Source organism: uncultured Friedmanniella sp. (assembly GCF_964244285.1).
Taxonomy (GTDB): domain Bacteria; phylum Actinomycetota; class Actinomycetes; order Propionibacteriales; family Propionibacteriaceae; genus Microlunatus.
Genome location: NZ_CAXTHT010000003.1, coordinates 138,553 through 154,157, shown reverse-complemented (window position 1 = coordinate 154,157; position 15,605 = coordinate 138,553). Strand labels below are relative to the sequence as shown.

General features: G+C 72.2%; 14 protein-coding genes. 12 read left to right on the top strand and 2 right to left on the bottom strand.

Annotated features, from left to right (window positions below; genetic code table 11):
* Positions 1-27: 27 nt before the first annotated feature.
* From ACFE7W_RS08740 to ACFE7W_RS08685, 12 genes are all read left to right on the top strand, one after another.
* Positions 28-1,404: an NtaA/DmoA family FMN-dependent monooxygenase gene (locus ACFE7W_RS08740; protein ID WP_375424382.1), complete on the top strand. Its 1,377-nt coding sequence runs from the start codon at positions 28-30 to the stop codon at positions 1,402-1,404.
* Positions 1,405-1,481: 77 nt separating this feature from the next.
* Positions 1,482-3,017, top strand: a complete 1,536-nt coding sequence (locus tag ACFE7W_RS08735; RefSeq protein WP_375424381.1) for an ABC transporter substrate-binding protein — start codon at positions 1,482-1,484, stop codon at positions 3,015-3,017.
* A 54-nt stretch (positions 3,018-3,071) separates the two neighbouring features.
* Positions 3,072-4,139, top strand: a complete 1,068-nt coding sequence (locus ACFE7W_RS08730) for an ABC transporter permease (RefSeq protein ID WP_375424380.1) — start codon at positions 3,072-3,074, stop codon at positions 4,137-4,139.
* Positions 4,140-4,142: 3 nt separating this feature from the next.
* The gene (locus ACFE7W_RS08725) at positions 4,143-5,036 is read left to right on the top strand and encodes an ABC transporter permease (protein ID WP_375424379.1); all 894 of its coding nucleotides are present in this window, start codon (positions 4,143-4,145) and stop codon (positions 5,034-5,036) included.
* Positions 5,029-5,877: an ABC transporter ATP-binding protein gene (locus tag ACFE7W_RS08720; RefSeq protein ID WP_375424378.1), complete on the top strand. Its 849-nt coding sequence runs from the start codon at positions 5,029-5,031 to the stop codon at positions 5,875-5,877. The genes ACFE7W_RS08725 and ACFE7W_RS08720 overlap by 8 nt, the downstream gene beginning before the upstream one ends.
* A complete protein-coding gene (locus tag ACFE7W_RS08715) occupies positions 5,870-6,736 on the top strand; it encodes an ABC transporter ATP-binding protein (protein ID WP_375424377.1) in 867 nt (288 codons plus the stop codon). The genes ACFE7W_RS08720 and ACFE7W_RS08715 overlap by 8 nt, the downstream gene beginning before the upstream one ends.
* On the top strand, positions 6,733-7,794 hold the full coding sequence (locus ACFE7W_RS08710) for an LLM class flavin-dependent oxidoreductase (protein WP_375424376.1): 1,062 nt from the start codon (positions 6,733-6,735) through the stop codon (positions 7,792-7,794). The genes ACFE7W_RS08715 and ACFE7W_RS08710 overlap by 4 nt, the downstream gene beginning before the upstream one ends.
* A 21-nt stretch (positions 7,795-7,815) precedes the next feature.
* Positions 7,816-9,594, top strand: a complete 1,779-nt coding sequence (locus ACFE7W_RS08705; RefSeq protein WP_375424375.1) for an FAD-dependent monooxygenase — start codon at positions 7,816-7,818, stop codon at positions 9,592-9,594.
* Positions 9,591-10,973 carry an NtaA/DmoA family FMN-dependent monooxygenase gene (locus ACFE7W_RS08700; RefSeq protein ID WP_375424374.1) on the top strand — a complete coding sequence of 461 codons (1,383 nt, stop codon included), beginning with the start codon at positions 9,591-9,593 and terminating at the stop codon, positions 10,971-10,973. The genes ACFE7W_RS08705 and ACFE7W_RS08700 overlap by 4 nt, the downstream gene beginning before the upstream one ends.
* A gap of 4 nt (positions 10,974-10,977) precedes the next feature.
* Positions 10,978-12,360: an LLM class flavin-dependent oxidoreductase gene (locus ACFE7W_RS08695; protein WP_375424373.1), complete on the top strand. Its 1,383-nt coding sequence runs from the start codon at positions 10,978-10,980 to the stop codon at positions 12,358-12,360.
* Positions 12,357-12,893 carry a flavin reductase family protein gene (locus tag ACFE7W_RS08690; protein ID WP_375424372.1) on the top strand — a complete coding sequence of 179 codons (537 nt, stop codon included), beginning with the start codon at positions 12,357-12,359 and terminating at the stop codon, positions 12,891-12,893. Before ACFE7W_RS08695 ends, ACFE7W_RS08690 begins: the two co-directional genes overlap by 4 nt.
* 100 nt (positions 12,894-12,993) lie before the next feature.
* Complete coding sequence (locus ACFE7W_RS08685; RefSeq protein WP_375424371.1) at positions 12,994-13,458, top strand: OsmC family protein; 465 nt, start codon at positions 12,994-12,996, stop codon at positions 13,456-13,458.
* A 28-nt stretch (positions 13,459-13,486) separates the two neighbouring features.
* On the opposite strand, the gene ACFE7W_RS08680 is transcribed toward ACFE7W_RS08685, so the two are convergent.
* On the bottom strand, positions 13,487-14,530 hold the full coding sequence (locus ACFE7W_RS08680; protein WP_375424370.1) for a dipeptidase: 1,044 nt from the start codon (positions 14,528-14,530) through the stop codon (positions 13,487-13,489).
* The gene (locus ACFE7W_RS08675; RefSeq protein ID WP_375424369.1) at positions 14,527-15,585 is read right to left on the bottom strand and encodes a Rieske 2Fe-2S domain-containing protein; all 1,059 of its coding nucleotides are present in this window, start codon (positions 15,583-15,585) and stop codon (positions 14,527-14,529) included. Before ACFE7W_RS08675 ends, ACFE7W_RS08680 begins: the two co-directional genes overlap by 4 nt.
* Between the last annotated feature and the right edge of the window lie 20 nt (positions 15,586-15,605).

Here is a 15,605-nt window from a genome sequence, read left to right as displayed (position 1 = left end):
CCGGACCAACAACCTCAGGGGTGACGCATGACCTCACCACTTGTCGCCAGGCAGCGACGCCAGATCGCCTTCGGTGCCGTGCTGACGGGCGTCGGTGGGCCGGGCCGGGTCAACACCTGGCTCGACCCGGACATCCCGGGCGACGCGAGCGTCGACATCGGCTGGTACATCGCCCAGGCACAGCAGGCCGAAGCCGCCGGGTACGACCTCGTCTTCATCGTGGACAGCCAGTTCATCACCCGGGACTCCCCGCCGCACTACCTGAACCGGTTGGAGCCGCTGACCCTGCTGTCCGCGCTGGCCGTGACCACGAAGCACATCGGCCTCGTCGGCACCCTCTCCACCTCCTACAACGACCCGTTCCACACGGCCCGCCGGCTCGCCTCGCTCGACGTCATCAGTGGTGGCCGCGCCGGCTGGAACGTGGTCACGACCGGGGACGCCGGGACCGCAGCCAACTTCAGCCTGGACGAGCACTTCGACTACGAGACCCGGTACGCCCGGGCGCTGGAGTTCGTCCGCGTCGCCCAGGGCTTGTGGGACTCCTACGAGGACGACGCCTTTCCGCGCGACCGGACCACCGGCACCTTCCTCGATCCCACCAGGCAGCACCCGCTCGACCACCGGGGTCGGTTCTTCTCCGTCGCCGGCCCGCTGAACCTGTCCCGGTCACCGCAGGGTCAGCCGGTGATCTTCCAGGCCGGCGACTCCGAGCACGGCCGCGACCTGGGCGCCGAGATCGGCGAGGGCATCTTCACCCACGCCGCCTCGCTCGAGCAGGCCGTCGCCTTCCGCGCCGACCTCCGCGGCCGCGCCGCCGCGAAGGGCCGCGATCCCGACCAGGTCCTGGTCATGCCGGGGGTGGCGGTCTACGTCGGCGACACCGACCGCGAGGCCCGGGAGATCGAGCGGCGCTGGCATCAGGCCGACACCAGCTTCGAGCGGGCGCTCGCGGAGTTCGGCCGCCCCTTCGGCTGGCACGACTTCCGTAGCTACGAGCTGGACGCGCCGTTCCCGGTCGAGGCGCTGGCGTCGGCCGAGCGCTCCTTCTACACCCAGGCCAAACGGATCACCGACCTCGCGACCGAACGCGGGCTCACCCTGCGCCAGACCGTCGAGGTGGTGTCGAGCCCGAAGCCCAGCCCGTTCGCCGGGTCACCGGAGACCGTCGCCGACGAGCTGGCGCTCTGGTTCCAGGCCGGCGGCGTCGACGGCTACAACATCCACCTCGGCCACCCCGACCAGACCCGCCGCTTCAACGAGCAGGTGCTGCCGATCCTGCGCGAGCGCGGGCTGGCCCGTACCAGCTACGAAGGCTCCACGCTGCGCGAGAACCTCGGCCTGCCCTTCGTCGAGAACCGCCACACCCGAGCCCGCCACGCGGCCGACCTGGTCTCGGTCTGAGGCCCGCCCGCCCGACCGCTCCTCCACCCACCCACGAGGTGCCTTCCCGGCACCGGAGAAAGACAAGGCCGATCCCGATGAACCCCATCTCCCGCCGTACCCTGCTCGGCGCCTCGCTGTCCGCACCCGTCCTGGCCGGTCTCGCCGCCTGCGGCGCCTCCGGCGGGTCGTCCGGCAGCAGCAGCAGCACCGCCACCGTCCGCTGGGTGAGCAGCTCCGAACCGACCAGCTGGGACCTCGTCGTCCAGGGCAGCGGCTTCCAGTACAACCAGCTGGCCCTCGTCTACACCTCCCTCACCACCATCAACGAGCAGGGCGAGGCGCAGCCCGGCCTGGCGAAGAGCTGGAAGTACAACGCCAAGGGCGACGCGATCACCTTCTCGCTGCGGGAGGGCCTGACGTTCACCGACGGCAGCCCCGTCAACTCCAGCGCCGTCCGCGCCTACATCGCCCGCGCGCAGAAACAGGCCAACTCCGCGATCGCCGGTGACCTGACCTCGATCAAGGAGGTGGTGGCCGAGAGCGACACCGAGGTCACCTTCCGGTTGGCCCAGGTCGACTACCAGATCCCGCTGCTGCTCGGGCAACGGATCGCGGCGATCACCAGCGAGGAGGCAGGGAGGACGCCGGACGGGCTGACCACCAAGCCGGTCGGCCACGGCCCGTTCAAGGCGTTGGAGATCGTGCCCGGCGCCCACGCCTACTTCGAGAAGAACCCCGACTACTACGACGCGGCCAACATCTTCATCGACCGCTTCGAGCTCTCCTGGGGCATCGACGCGGCGTCGGTCGTGTCCTCGGTCCAGACCGGGGTGTACGACTTCGCCGACGTCGTGGCCAGCCAGGTGCAGGCGGCCAAGGGAGCCGGGCTCGACGTGATCGAGCACCCGGTCAACTCGGCGTCCAACCTCAGCATCAACGCCAACTTGGCGCCGTTCACCGACCCCCGGGTGGTCGAGGCGGTCCGGCACGCGGTCAACCGCGACGAGCTGCTCGCGAAGGTCAACTTCGGCACCGGCTGGAAGACCTCACAACCCTTCCCGCCCGGGCACATCGCCTACGACCCCGAATCGGCCGACCCCTGGCCCTACGACCCGGAGAAGGCCAGGAAGATCCTCGCCGACGCCGGGTACACCGAGAACGACGCACGGCTGGAGATCCCGTTCGTCGTGCCCACCGACGCGGCGTCCAACGAGATCCTGCAGGCGCAGCTGGCCGCCGTCGGCATCAAGGCCGCGATCAAGGTCGACACGAACTGGCAGACCCCGTTCTTCGCCAAGGACCTGGTGCTGTCCACCTACGGCACCACCGGCCGGGAGTCACCGGTGCAGACCCTGACGGCGCACTTCGGCCCGCAGGGTCCGCTGAACCTCAGCGGACCGTTCACCTCCAAGGAGTTCCAGCGGCGGGTGGCGATCGCCCGGCAGACGCCGCTGGAGGACCCCGACTACGCCAAGAACCTGCAGGCCGCGACCCGGGCGGGCGTCCGGGACACCGCCACCGTCTTCACCATCGGCGCGCCGACGCTGTTCGCCAAGACCAAGCGTCTGACCGCGATCCCGCCCGTCCCGGGCCAGGTCCACTGGACCGGCGTCAAGATCCAGGCCGACTAACCGCCTGCGAGCGCTCGCTCCCGCCCCCGACACGAACAAGCAGAGGAGACTCCGATGGCCACCCAGACCCCGCTGGCGCTGGCGCCGCCCCTGGTGCCCCCCGCCACACCGGAGCGCCAGGCCGAACCGAGCGCGCGACGCCCGGCCCGGGGGTGGGGCCTGGGCGGACGCCGGCTCCTGCTGACCGTCCTGCAGCCGCTGGGGGTCTTCCTCCCCGTCTTCCTGTTCGGCACCTTCGTGACCTTCCTGCTCGGCGAGCTGAGCGGGCTCAGCCCGGCCGCCCTGCAGCTCGGGGAGTCGGCCACCCCTGAGGCGATCGCCCGGCTGGAGCACAACTGGGGTCTCGACCGGTCGTTCTGGGTCCGCTACGCCGACTGGTTCGGCCATCTGCTGACCGGAGACTTCGGCCGGAGCTGGGCGAACAATCAGTCGGTCGCCGACCAGATCTTCCAGCGGGCCTCGGTGAGCCTGTCGGTGGCCGGTCTGGGCCTGTTCATCGGCGTCGTCGGCGGGCTCGCCCTCGGCGTCCTGGCGGTGGCCAGGCAGGGGAGCCTGCTCGACCGGGGCATCACGGCGTTCGCCACGGCCATCTCGGTGATGCCCGCCTTCGTGGTCGGTATCGTGCTGGTCGCGATCTTCGCCGTAGGCCTCGGACTGCTCCCCTCGGCCGGGTACGTGCCGCTGGACCGGGGCTTCGACACGTGGGTCGTCCATCTGATCCTGCCGGCGGTCGCGCTCAGTCTCGACACGGTGGCCGAGGTGGCCCGGCAGCTGCGGGTCGGCCTGATCCAGGCCAACCGGGAGAACTACGTCCTCGGGGCCGTGGTGCGTGGGCTCGGCCGCCGACGGATCTTCTGGGTCCACGTGCTGCGCAACGGGCTCGGGCCGACCCTGGCCGTCCTCGGCCTGAAGTTCGCCAACCTGCTTGGCGGCGCGGTCGTCCTGGAGCAGGTGTTCGGGCTCTCCGGGTACGGCATGTTCGCCGCCAAGTCCGCGCTCATCGGGGACGTCCCGGCCGTCCAGGGCGTGCTCGTCGTCGCGGTCGTCCTGGTCGTGGCCTTCAACGTCGCCGTCAACGTGCTCCTGCACCGACTGATCCCGACCGCCTCCGGAGGGGTGTGACTCATGGTGCGCTCCGTGCTCCGGCTCCGTTCCGGACGACTTGCCGTGGTGCTGCTCGGCAGCATCGTCCTGCTGGCGGTCTTCGGCCGCGTGCTGGCCCCCTACGACCCGATCGCGCAGACCGACCTGACGCTCTCCGGGCCCGGATGGGCCCACCCGCTGGGCACCGACTACCTCGGTCGGGACGTGTTCAGCCGGATCCTCTGGGGTGCGCCGGTCAGTGTGCTCAGCGCTGTCCAGGTCGCGCTGATCGGTCTCGGCATCGGTGCCGTCCCGGGGATCATCTCGGTGTACCTGGGCCGGGTCTTCGAGTGGTTCACCCTCCGATTCGCCGACACCCTGATCGCGCTGCCGTTCTTCGTCTTCGCGGTCGCGATGACCGCTCTCATGGGCAACGGCATCACCCAGGCGATGCTCGCGGTCGGGATCCTGGTCGCGCCGGTCTTCTACCGGGTCGCTCGCGCCGCCACCCTGTCGGTCTCGCGCTCCCCCTACGTCGAGGCAGCCGTCCTGGCGGGCGCGTCGACCGGTTGGATCGTCCGCCGGCACGTCATCGCCAAGGTGCTGCCGCCGGTCGCGGTCGCGCTGGCGAACACGATGGGCGTCGGCCTCGTGGTGGTGGCCAGCCTGACCTTTCTCGGCATCGGCGTGCAACCGCCGGAGCCCACCTGGGGCGGTGTGCTCGCCTCCGACCTCGGCTACCTCGGGTACCGGCCGTACGCGCCCCTGTTCCCGACCGTCTTGATCATGATCACCGTCTGGTCGTTCAACCTGCTCGCCGACGCGATCCGCGACGTGGCGGGCAGCTCCGGTGCCAGGCCCGCCCGGCCGCCGGGTCGTGCGACGACGCCGTCTCCGGTGACGGCTCCCCAGATCGAGGAGGTGGCCCGTGGCTGACGCGGCGGAGGTCCTGCTCCGGTTGGACGGGGTCGCGGTCACCGACCCTCTCGACGGCGTCGAGCTCGTCCACCCGATCAGCTTCACGGTGCGCCGTGGTGCCGTGCTCGGCATCGTGGGCGAGTCAGGAAGCGGCAAGACCCTGACCTGCCGAGCTGTCCTCGGCATTCTGCCGGACCGGCTGCAGGTCAGCGCCGGGACCATCGAGCTCTTCGGACGCGACACCGCCACGCTGAGCGCGAAGGAGTGGACGGCGTGGCGCGGCACCCGGATCGGTGCGGTGTTCCAGGATCCGGGCTCCTACCTCAACCCGTCGATCCGGGTCGGCCCGCAGGTGGCGGAGGTGCTGCGGGTCAAGGCCGGGCTGGGACGCCGGGACGCTCGCCGCCGCGCGGTCGAGCTGCTGGGGGCGGTGCGGCTCCCGGACCCGGATTTCGTCTACCAGCAGTACCCCCACGAGCTGTCCGGCGGCATGCTGCAGCGGGTGCTGATCGCCTCGGCGATCGCGCTGGAGCCGGAGGTCCTCATCGCCGACGAGGCGACGACCGCGCTCGACGTGACGGTCCAGGCGGAGATCCTCGACCTGCTGATCGAGCTCAAGGAGCGGATCGGTCTCGCCCTCATCGTCGTCGCGCACGACCTCGCGGTGGTCGCCCAGCTCTGCGACGAGGTGCTGGTGATGCGGGACGGCGAGGTGGTCGAGCACGGGACCTGCGACCAGGTCCTGGGCGCACCGCAGCATCCCTACACCCGGCTGCTGATCTCCGAGCACCACCAGTACGGCCTGGACCGCTTCCGGTCCGGCGTCGCTCCCCGGACCGAGGTGCTCGACCGTGTCTGAACCACGTGCCTCCCGACCACTGCTCGCTGTCGAGGGACTCGACGTGACCTACGGTCGCGGCCATCGGCGCACGGCCGCGTTGCGGGGCGCCTCGCTCACCGTGGAGCCGGGCCAGTCGATCGGCGTCATCGGCGAGACCGGCTCCGGCAAGTCGACCCTGGCCCGCACGGTCCTCGGCCTCGTCCGCCCGGCTGCCGGCTCGGTGCGGCTGGCCGGGGAGGACCTCACCCGCTTCAGCCGACGGCAGTGGCGCGACCTTCGCCGGCAGGGCCTCCTCTCCTACGTCTTCCAGGACCCGCTGCGCAGCCTGGACCCCGATCTGGCGGTCGGGACCTCGATCGCCGAGCCGCTGGTGCTCCGGGGAACCGCGCGGCGGGTGGCGACCGGGCAGGTCGAGGAGCTCGCGCACCGGGTCAACCTCGACCCGGGGCTGCTCCGCCGGCTGCCGGGTGAGCTGTCCGGGGGGCAGCGGCAGCGCGCGGCCGTCGCCCGGGCGCTGATCGCGGAGCCCCGGCTGCTGATCCTGGACGAGCCGGTCAGCGCGCTCGACGCCGCCAACCGGGTCCAGGTCCTCGAGCTGCTCCGCCGCCTCCGCGACACCGCGTCGACGAGCCTGGTCTTCATCTCCCACGACCTCGGCTCGGTGGCCGGCATCGCCGACCGGGTCGTGGTGCTCTACCAGGGGCGGGTCGTGGAGGAGGGGCCGACCGAGCAGGTCGTGCTGCATCCCCGCCACCCGTACACCCGGCTCCTGATCGGGTCGGCCCCGACCCTGGCCTCCGGCGCCGTCGACCGGGTCCGTCGCGACGAGCTGCGCGCGGAGCTGCAGCAGCTCGAGTCGCTGGGAGCGGGGGGATGACGCTTCGACAGGCTCGACCCACGCGTCCTTCGACGAGCTCAGGGCGCGGAAACCTCCGGCTGGGTTTCCTGACCCACGTCGAGGGCGGCGCCGACATCGCCGAGAGCTACCGCAACGCGACGGAGCTGTTCGTCGCGGCCGACGAGCTGGGGTTCGACTCCGGCTGGGTCGCGCAGCACCACTTCTCCGACGACCCGGCGGGTGGGCTCGGGTCCCCCTGGGTCTTCCTCGCCCACGCCGCGGCGCGCACCTCGCGCATCCACCTCGGCACCGGGATCACGCTGGCTTCGATCGAGGACCCGATCCGGCTCGCCGAGGACGTCGCCGTGGTCGAGGCGCTCTCCGGCGGGCGGGTGGAGCTCGGCGTCGGCAGCGGCTTCGGCGAATCGACCTTCCGCGCCTTCGGCCGCGACCACGAACGGCGGCGCGAGCTGACCACCGAGCACTTCGCACGGACCCGTTCGGCCCTGCTCGGTGAACCGATCGACGACCTCGGCACGGTGATCAAGGCCCCGTCCCCGGACCTGGTCCGCACGCGGTCCTGGCACGCGGTGTTCTCCGCCGGTGGTGCGGCCCACGTCGCCGACGAGGGAAGCAACCTGCTGCTCAACCGGGCCGCCTACGGCTACCAGGAGCCCACCGACGTCGTGCAGCGGCCCTGGGCCGAGACCTACCTGGCGGGCTGGCGTCAGGAGCGGGCTCCCAGGATCGGGTTGTCCCGGCTGATCTTCCCCGCCGCGGACCGGGCGACGTCGCTCCGGCACCTGGCCGACGGGGTGCTCGAGGGCGTCCGGCGGATGAGTGGGACCACCGACCTCGGCCCCGCCGAGCTGGAGAACGCGCTGTTCCGCTTCAACGCCTACTACGGCCACCCGGACGAGATCACCGCCCGACTGCAGACCGAGCGCGTGCTGCCGGTAGCCACGGACCTGCTCGCCCAGTTCAACCCGGGCCGCCCCACCCTCGACGCGTCGATCCGCGCCCTCGAGCTGATCGCGACCCAGATCGCGCCCGAGCTCGGCTGGACCCGCGCCGGCGCGGTCCCCGTCCCTGCCTGACCTGCTGCGAGAGAGAACCCCGTGCCTGCCGCTTCTGACCCCCCCGCCACCACCGGCCGCCGTGCCGTCGAGTTGGTCCGGTTCCCCACCCACGAACCACCCGAGATCGTCGACGTGCTGGTCGTCGGAGCCGGTCCGGCCGGACTGGGGACCGCCGTCGAGCTGGAACGCCACGCCGTGTCCGTCGCCGTGGTCGACGGCGCGACCCAGGCCTCCCTGGTCCGGGCCGGCGCCATGGGGCACTCGGCCCGCGTGGTCGAGCTCTTCCGCCGCTGGGGACTCCTGCAGCGCATCCGCGACGAGTGGACGATCCCGCCGGAGTGGGACCGCGGTCACCTGGTGCTCACGTCGCTGGCCGGTCACGAGCTCGCAGGGACGCGGCACCGCTCGTTCACCTCCGACCCCCGGGGCGGCCGTGGCGGCACCGAGACCGGCATCCGCCGGCCCCAGACCGTGCTGCAGAAGGTCTTCCTGGAGCGGCTCGCCGAACGCCGGGTCGCGGTCGCCGGCGGGTGGCGCGCGATCGGTCTGGCCGAGGACGCCGACCGGGTCGTCCTCACCGTGGAGCACACCGAGACCGGGCGCATCCGGAGGATCCACTCCCGTTACCTGGTCGGCGCCGACGGCGGTCGCAGCTTCGTGCGCCGGGCCGCCGGCATCGAGCGGGACGGGGCGTACGCCACGGAGCGGCACTTCCGGTTCGTGGTCCGCACCCGGTCCGACACCTCGGCCGTGCTCGGACCCCAGCCCAGTGGCACCAACGTGATCGTCAACCAGACGTACGCCGGCTTCCTGGCCGCGCTGGACGAGACCCACTGGCGAGCGTACGCCGGACCGTACGCGCTCGGGGAGCAACCGACCGAGGAGGAGCTGCGGGCGCTCGGCCGGTCGGCGTTCGGGTTCGACGTCGACCTCGACGTGATCAGCGCGACGCCGTACTTCAAGAGCACCCGGATCGCGCAGACGTTCCGTCGCGGACGCGTGCTGCTGGTCGGCGACGCCGCCCACGTCCGCACGCCGGGCGGGAACCTCGGCGAAGGCTTCGGGGACATCGCCAACCTCGGCTGGAAGCTGGCGGCGACGCTCCGTGGCGACGCGGGCGAGGCCCTGCTCGACTCCTACGACGCTGAGCGGCGCCCGCACAACTGGCGGGTCGCCGACCATGCCCTGCAGCGGGCGGAGTCCGCCGAGCACGCGGTCCGGCGGATCCGCGCCGGCGGGGTGCCGACCGACGACGACACCAGCGAGGCCGCGGACGCCAGGCGGGTGGAGATCGGCCGACTGCTCGACGGCGAGGGGCCCACGCCGGGGGTCACCTTCGACGAGCGCTACGACGCCTCGCCGGTGGTCGCCTACGAGCCGGGGCAGCACCAGGCAGACCCGCCGTGGAGTCCGTTCGTCTACTCACCGACCGGCGCCCCGGGACACCGGGCTCCCAACGGCTACCTCGACCCGTACGGGGGCACGCTCTACGACCGGTTGGGCTCCTCTTTGACACTGCTGGTGCTCGGCCAGGACCAGGCGGCGGTGGCGCCCTTCCTCGCGGCAGCGCGCGAGCGGAGGATCGGCCTGGAGGTGATCCATCTCGCCGACGCGGACGCCCGGGCCGCGTACGGCCGCGACTACGCGCTCGTCCGGCCCGACCTGCACGTGGCGTGGCGCGGTGACGGGATCGTCGCCGGCTCCGAGAGCGAGGCCGGCGCGCTGCTCGACCTGGTCTACGGCCGCGTCTCGACTGCGGCGGACGACCTCGCTCCGGGTCGGCGCGAGCTGGCCGGGGTCGGGTCGGCGGACCGATGACCCGGAGCCTGAAGCTCGGTGCCGTCCTGGTCGGGGTGGGGGACGGCGGTGTGCCCAACCTCTGGCGCGACCCCGCGGTCCCGACCGACGCCAGCGTGGACCTGGACTGGTACACCCGGCAGGCCCGCCAGGCGGAGGCGGCGGGCTTCGACTTCGTCTTCCTGGTCGACAGCCAGTACGTCGACGCCGACTACCCGCACCACCACCTGAACCGGCTGGAGCCGCTCACCCTGCTCTCGGCCCTGGCGGCCCGGACGGACCGGATCGGGCTGGTGGCCACGGTCAGCACGACCTACGCGGAGCCGTGGGACATCGCCCGCAAGGTCGGCTCGCTGGACCTGATCAGCCGTGGCCGCGCCGGCTGGAACATCGTCACCAGCATCGACCCTGGCACCGCCGGCAACTTCGGCCGCGACGCGCACGAGGGCTACCCGACCCGCTACCGCCGCGCCCAGGAGAACGTCGAGGTGGTGACGGGTCTCTGGGACTCCTACGAGCCGGACGCGTTCAGCACCGACAGGACAGCACCCCGCTTTCTGGACCCGGCCAAGCAGCACCGGCTCGACCACGTCGGGGAGTTCTACACCGTCGGCGGCCCGCTGAACCTGGTCGCCTCGCGGCAGGGCCGACCGGTGCTGGTGCAGGCCGGCGCGTCGGAGGCCGGACGCGAGCTGAGCGCGCGGGTCGGTGAGGTGATCTTCAACTTCTGCCGCGACGCCGCCGAGGGCAAGGACTTCGCCGACGACATCCGCGGCCGACTCGCGGCTCACGGCCGTAGCCCGGACGAGGTGATCATCCTGCCGGCGGCCTCGATCGTGATCGCCGACACGGACGAGCGGGCGCAGGAGATCGCCGCTGAGCGGCGGGCCGGGATCGACCTCGCCGTGCCGCTGTTCCAGCTGCGCCGGACCTTCGGCGGCCACGACTTCGCGTGCTACGACCTCGACGTCGCGTTCCCGCTGGTCGACGCGTCGAGCTCGGGAGGGGCGCTCAGCGGCGCCGCCGCCCTGCAGCAGGACGCCGTCGAGAGGGGGCTCACCCTGCGCGAGGTGCTGCTGAGCCTGACCGACCCGCACTGGGCCACCTTCGTCGGCTCGCCACGCACCATCGCCGACGAGCTCGAGGGGTGGTACGTCGCCGGGGCCGCCGACGGGTTCAACGTCTTCGTCCACCACCCGGGGGACTTCGACCGGTTCACCGCCGAGGTCGTCCCTGAGCTCGTGGCCCGCGGCGTCGTCCGCGACGGCTACCTCGGCGCCACGCTGCGCGACCACCTCGAACTGGAGGTCCCGGTGAACCGGCACCTCGCCGCCCGGGGCGACATCGCACCCACCCCTCAGACCCATCCCGTACCCCACCCCCGACGCAAAGGCAGCTGATCTCATGACCGACCGCAAGCTCCACCTGGCTCTGGCCCTCTACGGGGTCGGCGGGCCCGGGCAGCGCAACCTGTGGAAGGACCCGCGCGTCCCGAACGACGCCAGCACCGACATCGACTGGTACATCGCGAACGCCCGGATCGCCGAGGAGGGCCGCTTCGACCTGATCTTCGTCGTCGACAGCCAGTACATCAACGCGACCTACCCGCCGCACTACCTGAATCGGCTCGAGCCGCTCACCCTGCTGTCGGCGCTGGCCGTGGCCACGCGGAACATCGGCCTGGTCGCCACCGCGACCTCGTCGTACAACTCACCCTTCAACCTGGCCCGACGGCTCGCCTCCCTCGACCAGATCAGCCACGGCCGGGCCGGCTGGAACGTCGTGACCTCCTTCGACCCCGGCGTCGCCGGGAACTTCGGGCTCGACGAGCACTACGACTACGACACCCGCTACGCCCGCGCCCTGGAGTTCGTGCGGGTCGCCCAGGGCCTGTGGGACTCCTACGAGGACGACGCGTTCGTCGCCGACGTGGCGGCCGGCCGCTTCCTCGATCCCGACAGGCTGCACGCTCTCGACCACGAGGGAGAGTTCTTCAAGGTCGCCGGGCCGCTCAACGTCTCCCGGTCGCCCCAGGGTCAGCCGGTGATCTTCCAGGCCGGCGTCTCCGAGCAGGGCCGCAACTTCGCGGGCGAGGTGGCCGAGGGCATCTACACCCACGCCGGGTCGATCGCCGAGGGTGCCGAGTTCGGCCGCGACATCCGTCGGCGGATCGCCTCGAAAGGTCGCGACCCGGAGCAGCTGCGGATCTTCCCCGGCGGCCATCCCGTCCTGGGGCCGACGGAGGACGCCGCGCGGCGTCTGGACCGGGAGCAGTGGGAGTCCGACAACGACTTCCCGCGCAAGCTGGAAGGCTTTGCCCGTCCCTTCGGCGTCGACTTCGCCGTGCTGGACCCGGACGCCCCGTTCCCAGACCTGGGCACCACCGGCGACAACAGTCGCGGGGACCGGGTGAAGGAGATCAAGCGGGTGGCGCGGGAGGAGCGGCTCACCCTCCGCCAGACCGTCGAGCGGTTCAGCCAGTACCGCGGCAACCCGTTCGCCGGCACTCCCGACACCGTCGCCGACACGATCGAGGAGTGGTTCGACGCCGGTGCCCTCGATGGGCTCAACGTGTCGTTCCGGCTGACCGAGCAGCTGTCGGAGTTCGTCGAGCAGGTGGTGCCGAGGCTGCAGGCCAAGGGGATCTTCCGGACGGCGTACGAGGCCACCACTCTGCGCGGCCTGCTGGGGCTGCCCGTTCCGGAGAACCGCTACGCCGCAGCGCGGCGGGCGGCCGGGCCGCGCCCCGAGCAGGCCGCCCCGGCGCGTGAGGAGGCCTTCGCGTGACGTCCCCACTGACCTCGAACCACCCGGCGCTCGGAGAGGACGACGCTGCCATCACGCCGGAAGAGTTCCGGTCGGTCTTCCGCAGGCACCCGGCCGGCGTGGCGGTGATTACCGGCTGGTCGGGTGACCGGCCGTTCGGCTTCTCCGCCACCTCGGTGATCTCGGTGTCGGCCGCGCCCCCGGTCGTGGCCTTCTCGGTGCAGGCGAGCTCGTCCTCGTGGCCAGGGCTGGCCGCCGCGGACTCCGTGGTGATCAGCCTGCTCTCGGCCGCTCAGGCCGACCTGTCGGCCCGCTTCGCGACCCGCGGCATCGACCGCTTCGCGGCCGGCGGCTGGCACCGGCTACCGAGTGGCGAGCCGGTGGTCACAGGCGCCGCCTCCTGGTTGCGGGGCACGGTGGTCGAACGCATCCCGGTCGGGGGGTCGTACCTGGTCGCGGTCCGCGTGGTGGCCACGGGCGGCGCGGAGCAGACGGACCCGCTCGTCTACCTCGACCACGCCTACCACCGGCTCGACGAGTCGACCGCTCTCTGAGTGGGCACGGCCGCCCGTCGTCGGGATTCCCTGGTTAACTGATAGGGAATACCGGCTACCGGGGCGCCCCCCCGCCGCTCACCTACCGAAAGAGGCCCTCGTGCCCAAGCAGACCGTCCCCTTCGCTGTCCGTGGTCAGGGAACCGGCGTCGCCCAGAACGTGACCGTGGTGGGCGAGCACGCGCACACGTTCACCTCGGACACCTACCCGGCCTTCGGAGGCGCCGACGCCGCTCCCAGCCCGCTCGCCTACACCCTGGGTGCGCTGACCTCGTGCAACCAGATCGCCGCCCAGCTGGTCGCGAAGGACCTCGGGGTACGGCTCGGGGAGTTCACGATCTCGGCGGTGGGCGACTTCGACCCGTCCGTCTTCGTGGGCGGAGTCGAGGGGAACGCGAACTTCGACTCCGTGACCGTCGAGGCGTCGGTCCAGACCGACGCCGACGCCGCGACCTTCGCCACCTTGGTGTCGGAGCTCGAACGGCGTTGTCCGGTCACCCAGCTCTTCAAGCGCAGCGGCCTGGAGTTCACCTCGACGTGGACGGCGCTCCCGCTCGAGCCGTGAGGACCCTGGTCCCCACCCTGGGTCCAGGTCAGGTCGGCATCGGGCGGGCGTGACGTTCGACGGCGGTCAGCACCCGCAGGGCGTTCCCGCCGAGGATCCCCTCCACCTCTGCGGGGACGAACCCGCCGTCGAGGAGGGCGCAGGTCACGCGGGGCAGGTCGGCCTCACCGCCGTACCCGGCCATCACTCCCGGTACGCCGTTCAGGTCGGTGCCGATGGCGAGGTGCTCGGGACCGATGGCGCCGGCGATGTGCCTCGCGTGGGCCACCAGCTCGGGCAGGTCGCGCACGCCGGTGCGGCGGGCCCGGAACGGCCACAGGCCGATGACGCCTCCCGTCGAGGCGACCGCCGCGAGCTCGACGTCGCTGAGGTAGCGCGGGAAGTCCTGCAGGGCCCGGGCGCCGGCGTGGGAAGCCACGACCGGGGCCGCAGCGGCGTCGACCACGCCGAGCAGGGTCGCCCGGTCGCAGTGCGCGACGTCGACCAGGACGCCGCGCTCGCTCAGACGCTCGACGACCCGGACGCCGAGCGGGGTCAGTCCCGGCTCGGAGCGGCGGCGGACCGGCAGCGGGCCGGCGTACCGCTGCCAGGGCAGGCAGGTCGTGCCGAGGGCGTTGTCGCCGAGGTGGACCAGCCCGAGCGCCCGCACCCCCCGCTCGTACCAGGCGTCGACGCGGTCGACGTCGTCCCCGAGGGCGTCGCCACCCTCGACCCCGAGGAGCACGGCCGCTACGTCGTCGGCCCGAGCCCGCGCCAGGCCCTGGACCGAGCTGACGACCACCACGCCGGCCCGCGCAGCCTGGCGTTCGATCCGGCCGAGCTGGTGCTCGACGGCGTCCCACGGGCTGAGGCCGAGGTACCAGCGGGTCACGACCGGATCGCCGACCGCCATGGCCACGGCAGCGTCGACCCCGCCCTCGCCGAACGCGTCGAAGCCGACCTGCGGCGGAGCCGCAGGCGTCCCCGCCCGCCAGAGGGCGTGGAACGGCTGCGGGACGAAGCCGCGACCGTGCGTGTGCAGGTCGAGCACGAACGACTCCCGGTGCAGCCGTTCCCCGTCGAGGCGGCTCAAGCCTCGAACACGACCCGGCGCTCGCTGACCGAGGCGGGGGGCAGGTCGCTCCCGTTCGTCCGCTCGGCGCGTTCGGCGTGGTTCAGGAGGCGCCAGATCGCGGTGCCGAGGAGGTCCAGCTCGGTCGAGGCGTAGCGCTCACCGCCGAGGCTGCGGGTCCGCTCGGTCTGTCGCGCGAGGGCGTTGGCGTCCTGCCGGAGGATCCGTCGGCCCTGGAGCTGGACCACGGTCTGCACCACCGGGGCCGGCAGGGGTGAGGAGAAGCGGACGACGAACCAGGCGCGGGTGCGGAACGGTGAGAGCGGCAGCTGGACGAGCGTGTTCACGACCCGGAACCAGCCCTCGACGGCGTACTCGATCTGGGCGATCGACGGCAGCAGGAAGCGGTCCCAGTGGTCGAAGGTCCTGCTCGAGGTCTCCGGCAGCCGGAGCGGACCCATCCCGGCGGGCTCGCCGAGGTACTGCACCTCGACGCCCCCCTCGATCGGCCGGCGGACCGCGGTGATGGTGTTGCGCGTCTTCCCGCGGAACAGCCCGCCGTGCAGGAAGGCGGTGTGCGGGACGTCGAGGGCGTTCTCCAGCGAGGCTCGCAGAGTGGAGTCGAGGTCGCACCGGAAGACGGTCTCACCCGCTCCGCGGCCGTCCACCACCGGTAGGGAGTACGGGGACCGGGTCGGTTCGGCGTCCGGCTCACCCCACGCCCAGACGAACCCGTCCTGCTCGACGCATCGGTGGGCGGGGACGTGCCAGGTCGACTGCGTCCGCACCTGACGGAGCCCGGGCACCCGCAGGCACTGCCCGGCGCCGTCGTAGGACCAGCCGTGGTAGCCGCACTGGAGCAGGCCGTCGCCGGTGACCCGTCCGAGCGACAGCGGGTAGTTGCGGTGCCCGCACCGGTCCAGGACGACGGCCGGGACGCCGGCCGCATCCCGGAACACCGCGAGCGGGGTGTCCATGAGGGTGACGGCCAGCGGCTTGCGGCCGAGCTCGGTCGACCGGGCCACCGGATACCACCAACGCCGCGGGAACGCCACGGAGTGTGACCCGGGATCCATGGCTCCATCATGGCTCAGCG

Bases quoted from the DNA above. Each gene is read 5' to 3' on its own strand.
- ACFE7W_RS08700 (WP_375424374.1), top strand. From the start codon at position 9,591: ATGACCCGGAGCCTGAAGCTCGGTGCCGTCCTGGTCGGGGTGGGGGAC.
- ACFE7W_RS08735 (WP_375424381.1), top strand. From the start codon at position 1,482: ATGAACCCCATCTCCCGCCGTACCCTGCTCGGCGCCTCGCTGTCCGCA.
- ACFE7W_RS08695 (WP_375424373.1), top strand. From the start codon at position 10,978: ATGACCGACCGCAAGCTCCACCTGGCTCTGGCCCTCTACGGGGTCGGC.
- ACFE7W_RS08675 (WP_375424369.1), bottom strand. From the start codon at position 15,585: ATGGATCCCGGGTCACACTCCGTGGCGTTCCCGCGGCGTTGGTGGTAT.
- ACFE7W_RS08730 (WP_375424380.1), top strand. From the start codon at position 3,072: ATGGCCACCCAGACCCCGCTGGCGCTGGCGCCGCCCCTGGTGCCCCCC.
- ACFE7W_RS08725 (WP_375424379.1), top strand. From the start codon at position 4,143: ATGGTGCGCTCCGTGCTCCGGCTCCGTTCCGGACGACTTGCCGTGGTG.
- ACFE7W_RS08710 (WP_375424376.1), top strand. From the start codon at position 6,733: ATGACGCTTCGACAGGCTCGACCCACGCGTCCTTCGACGAGCTCAGGG.
- ACFE7W_RS08740 (WP_375424382.1), top strand. From the start codon at position 28: ATGACCTCACCACTTGTCGCCAGGCAGCGACGCCAGATCGCCTTCGGT.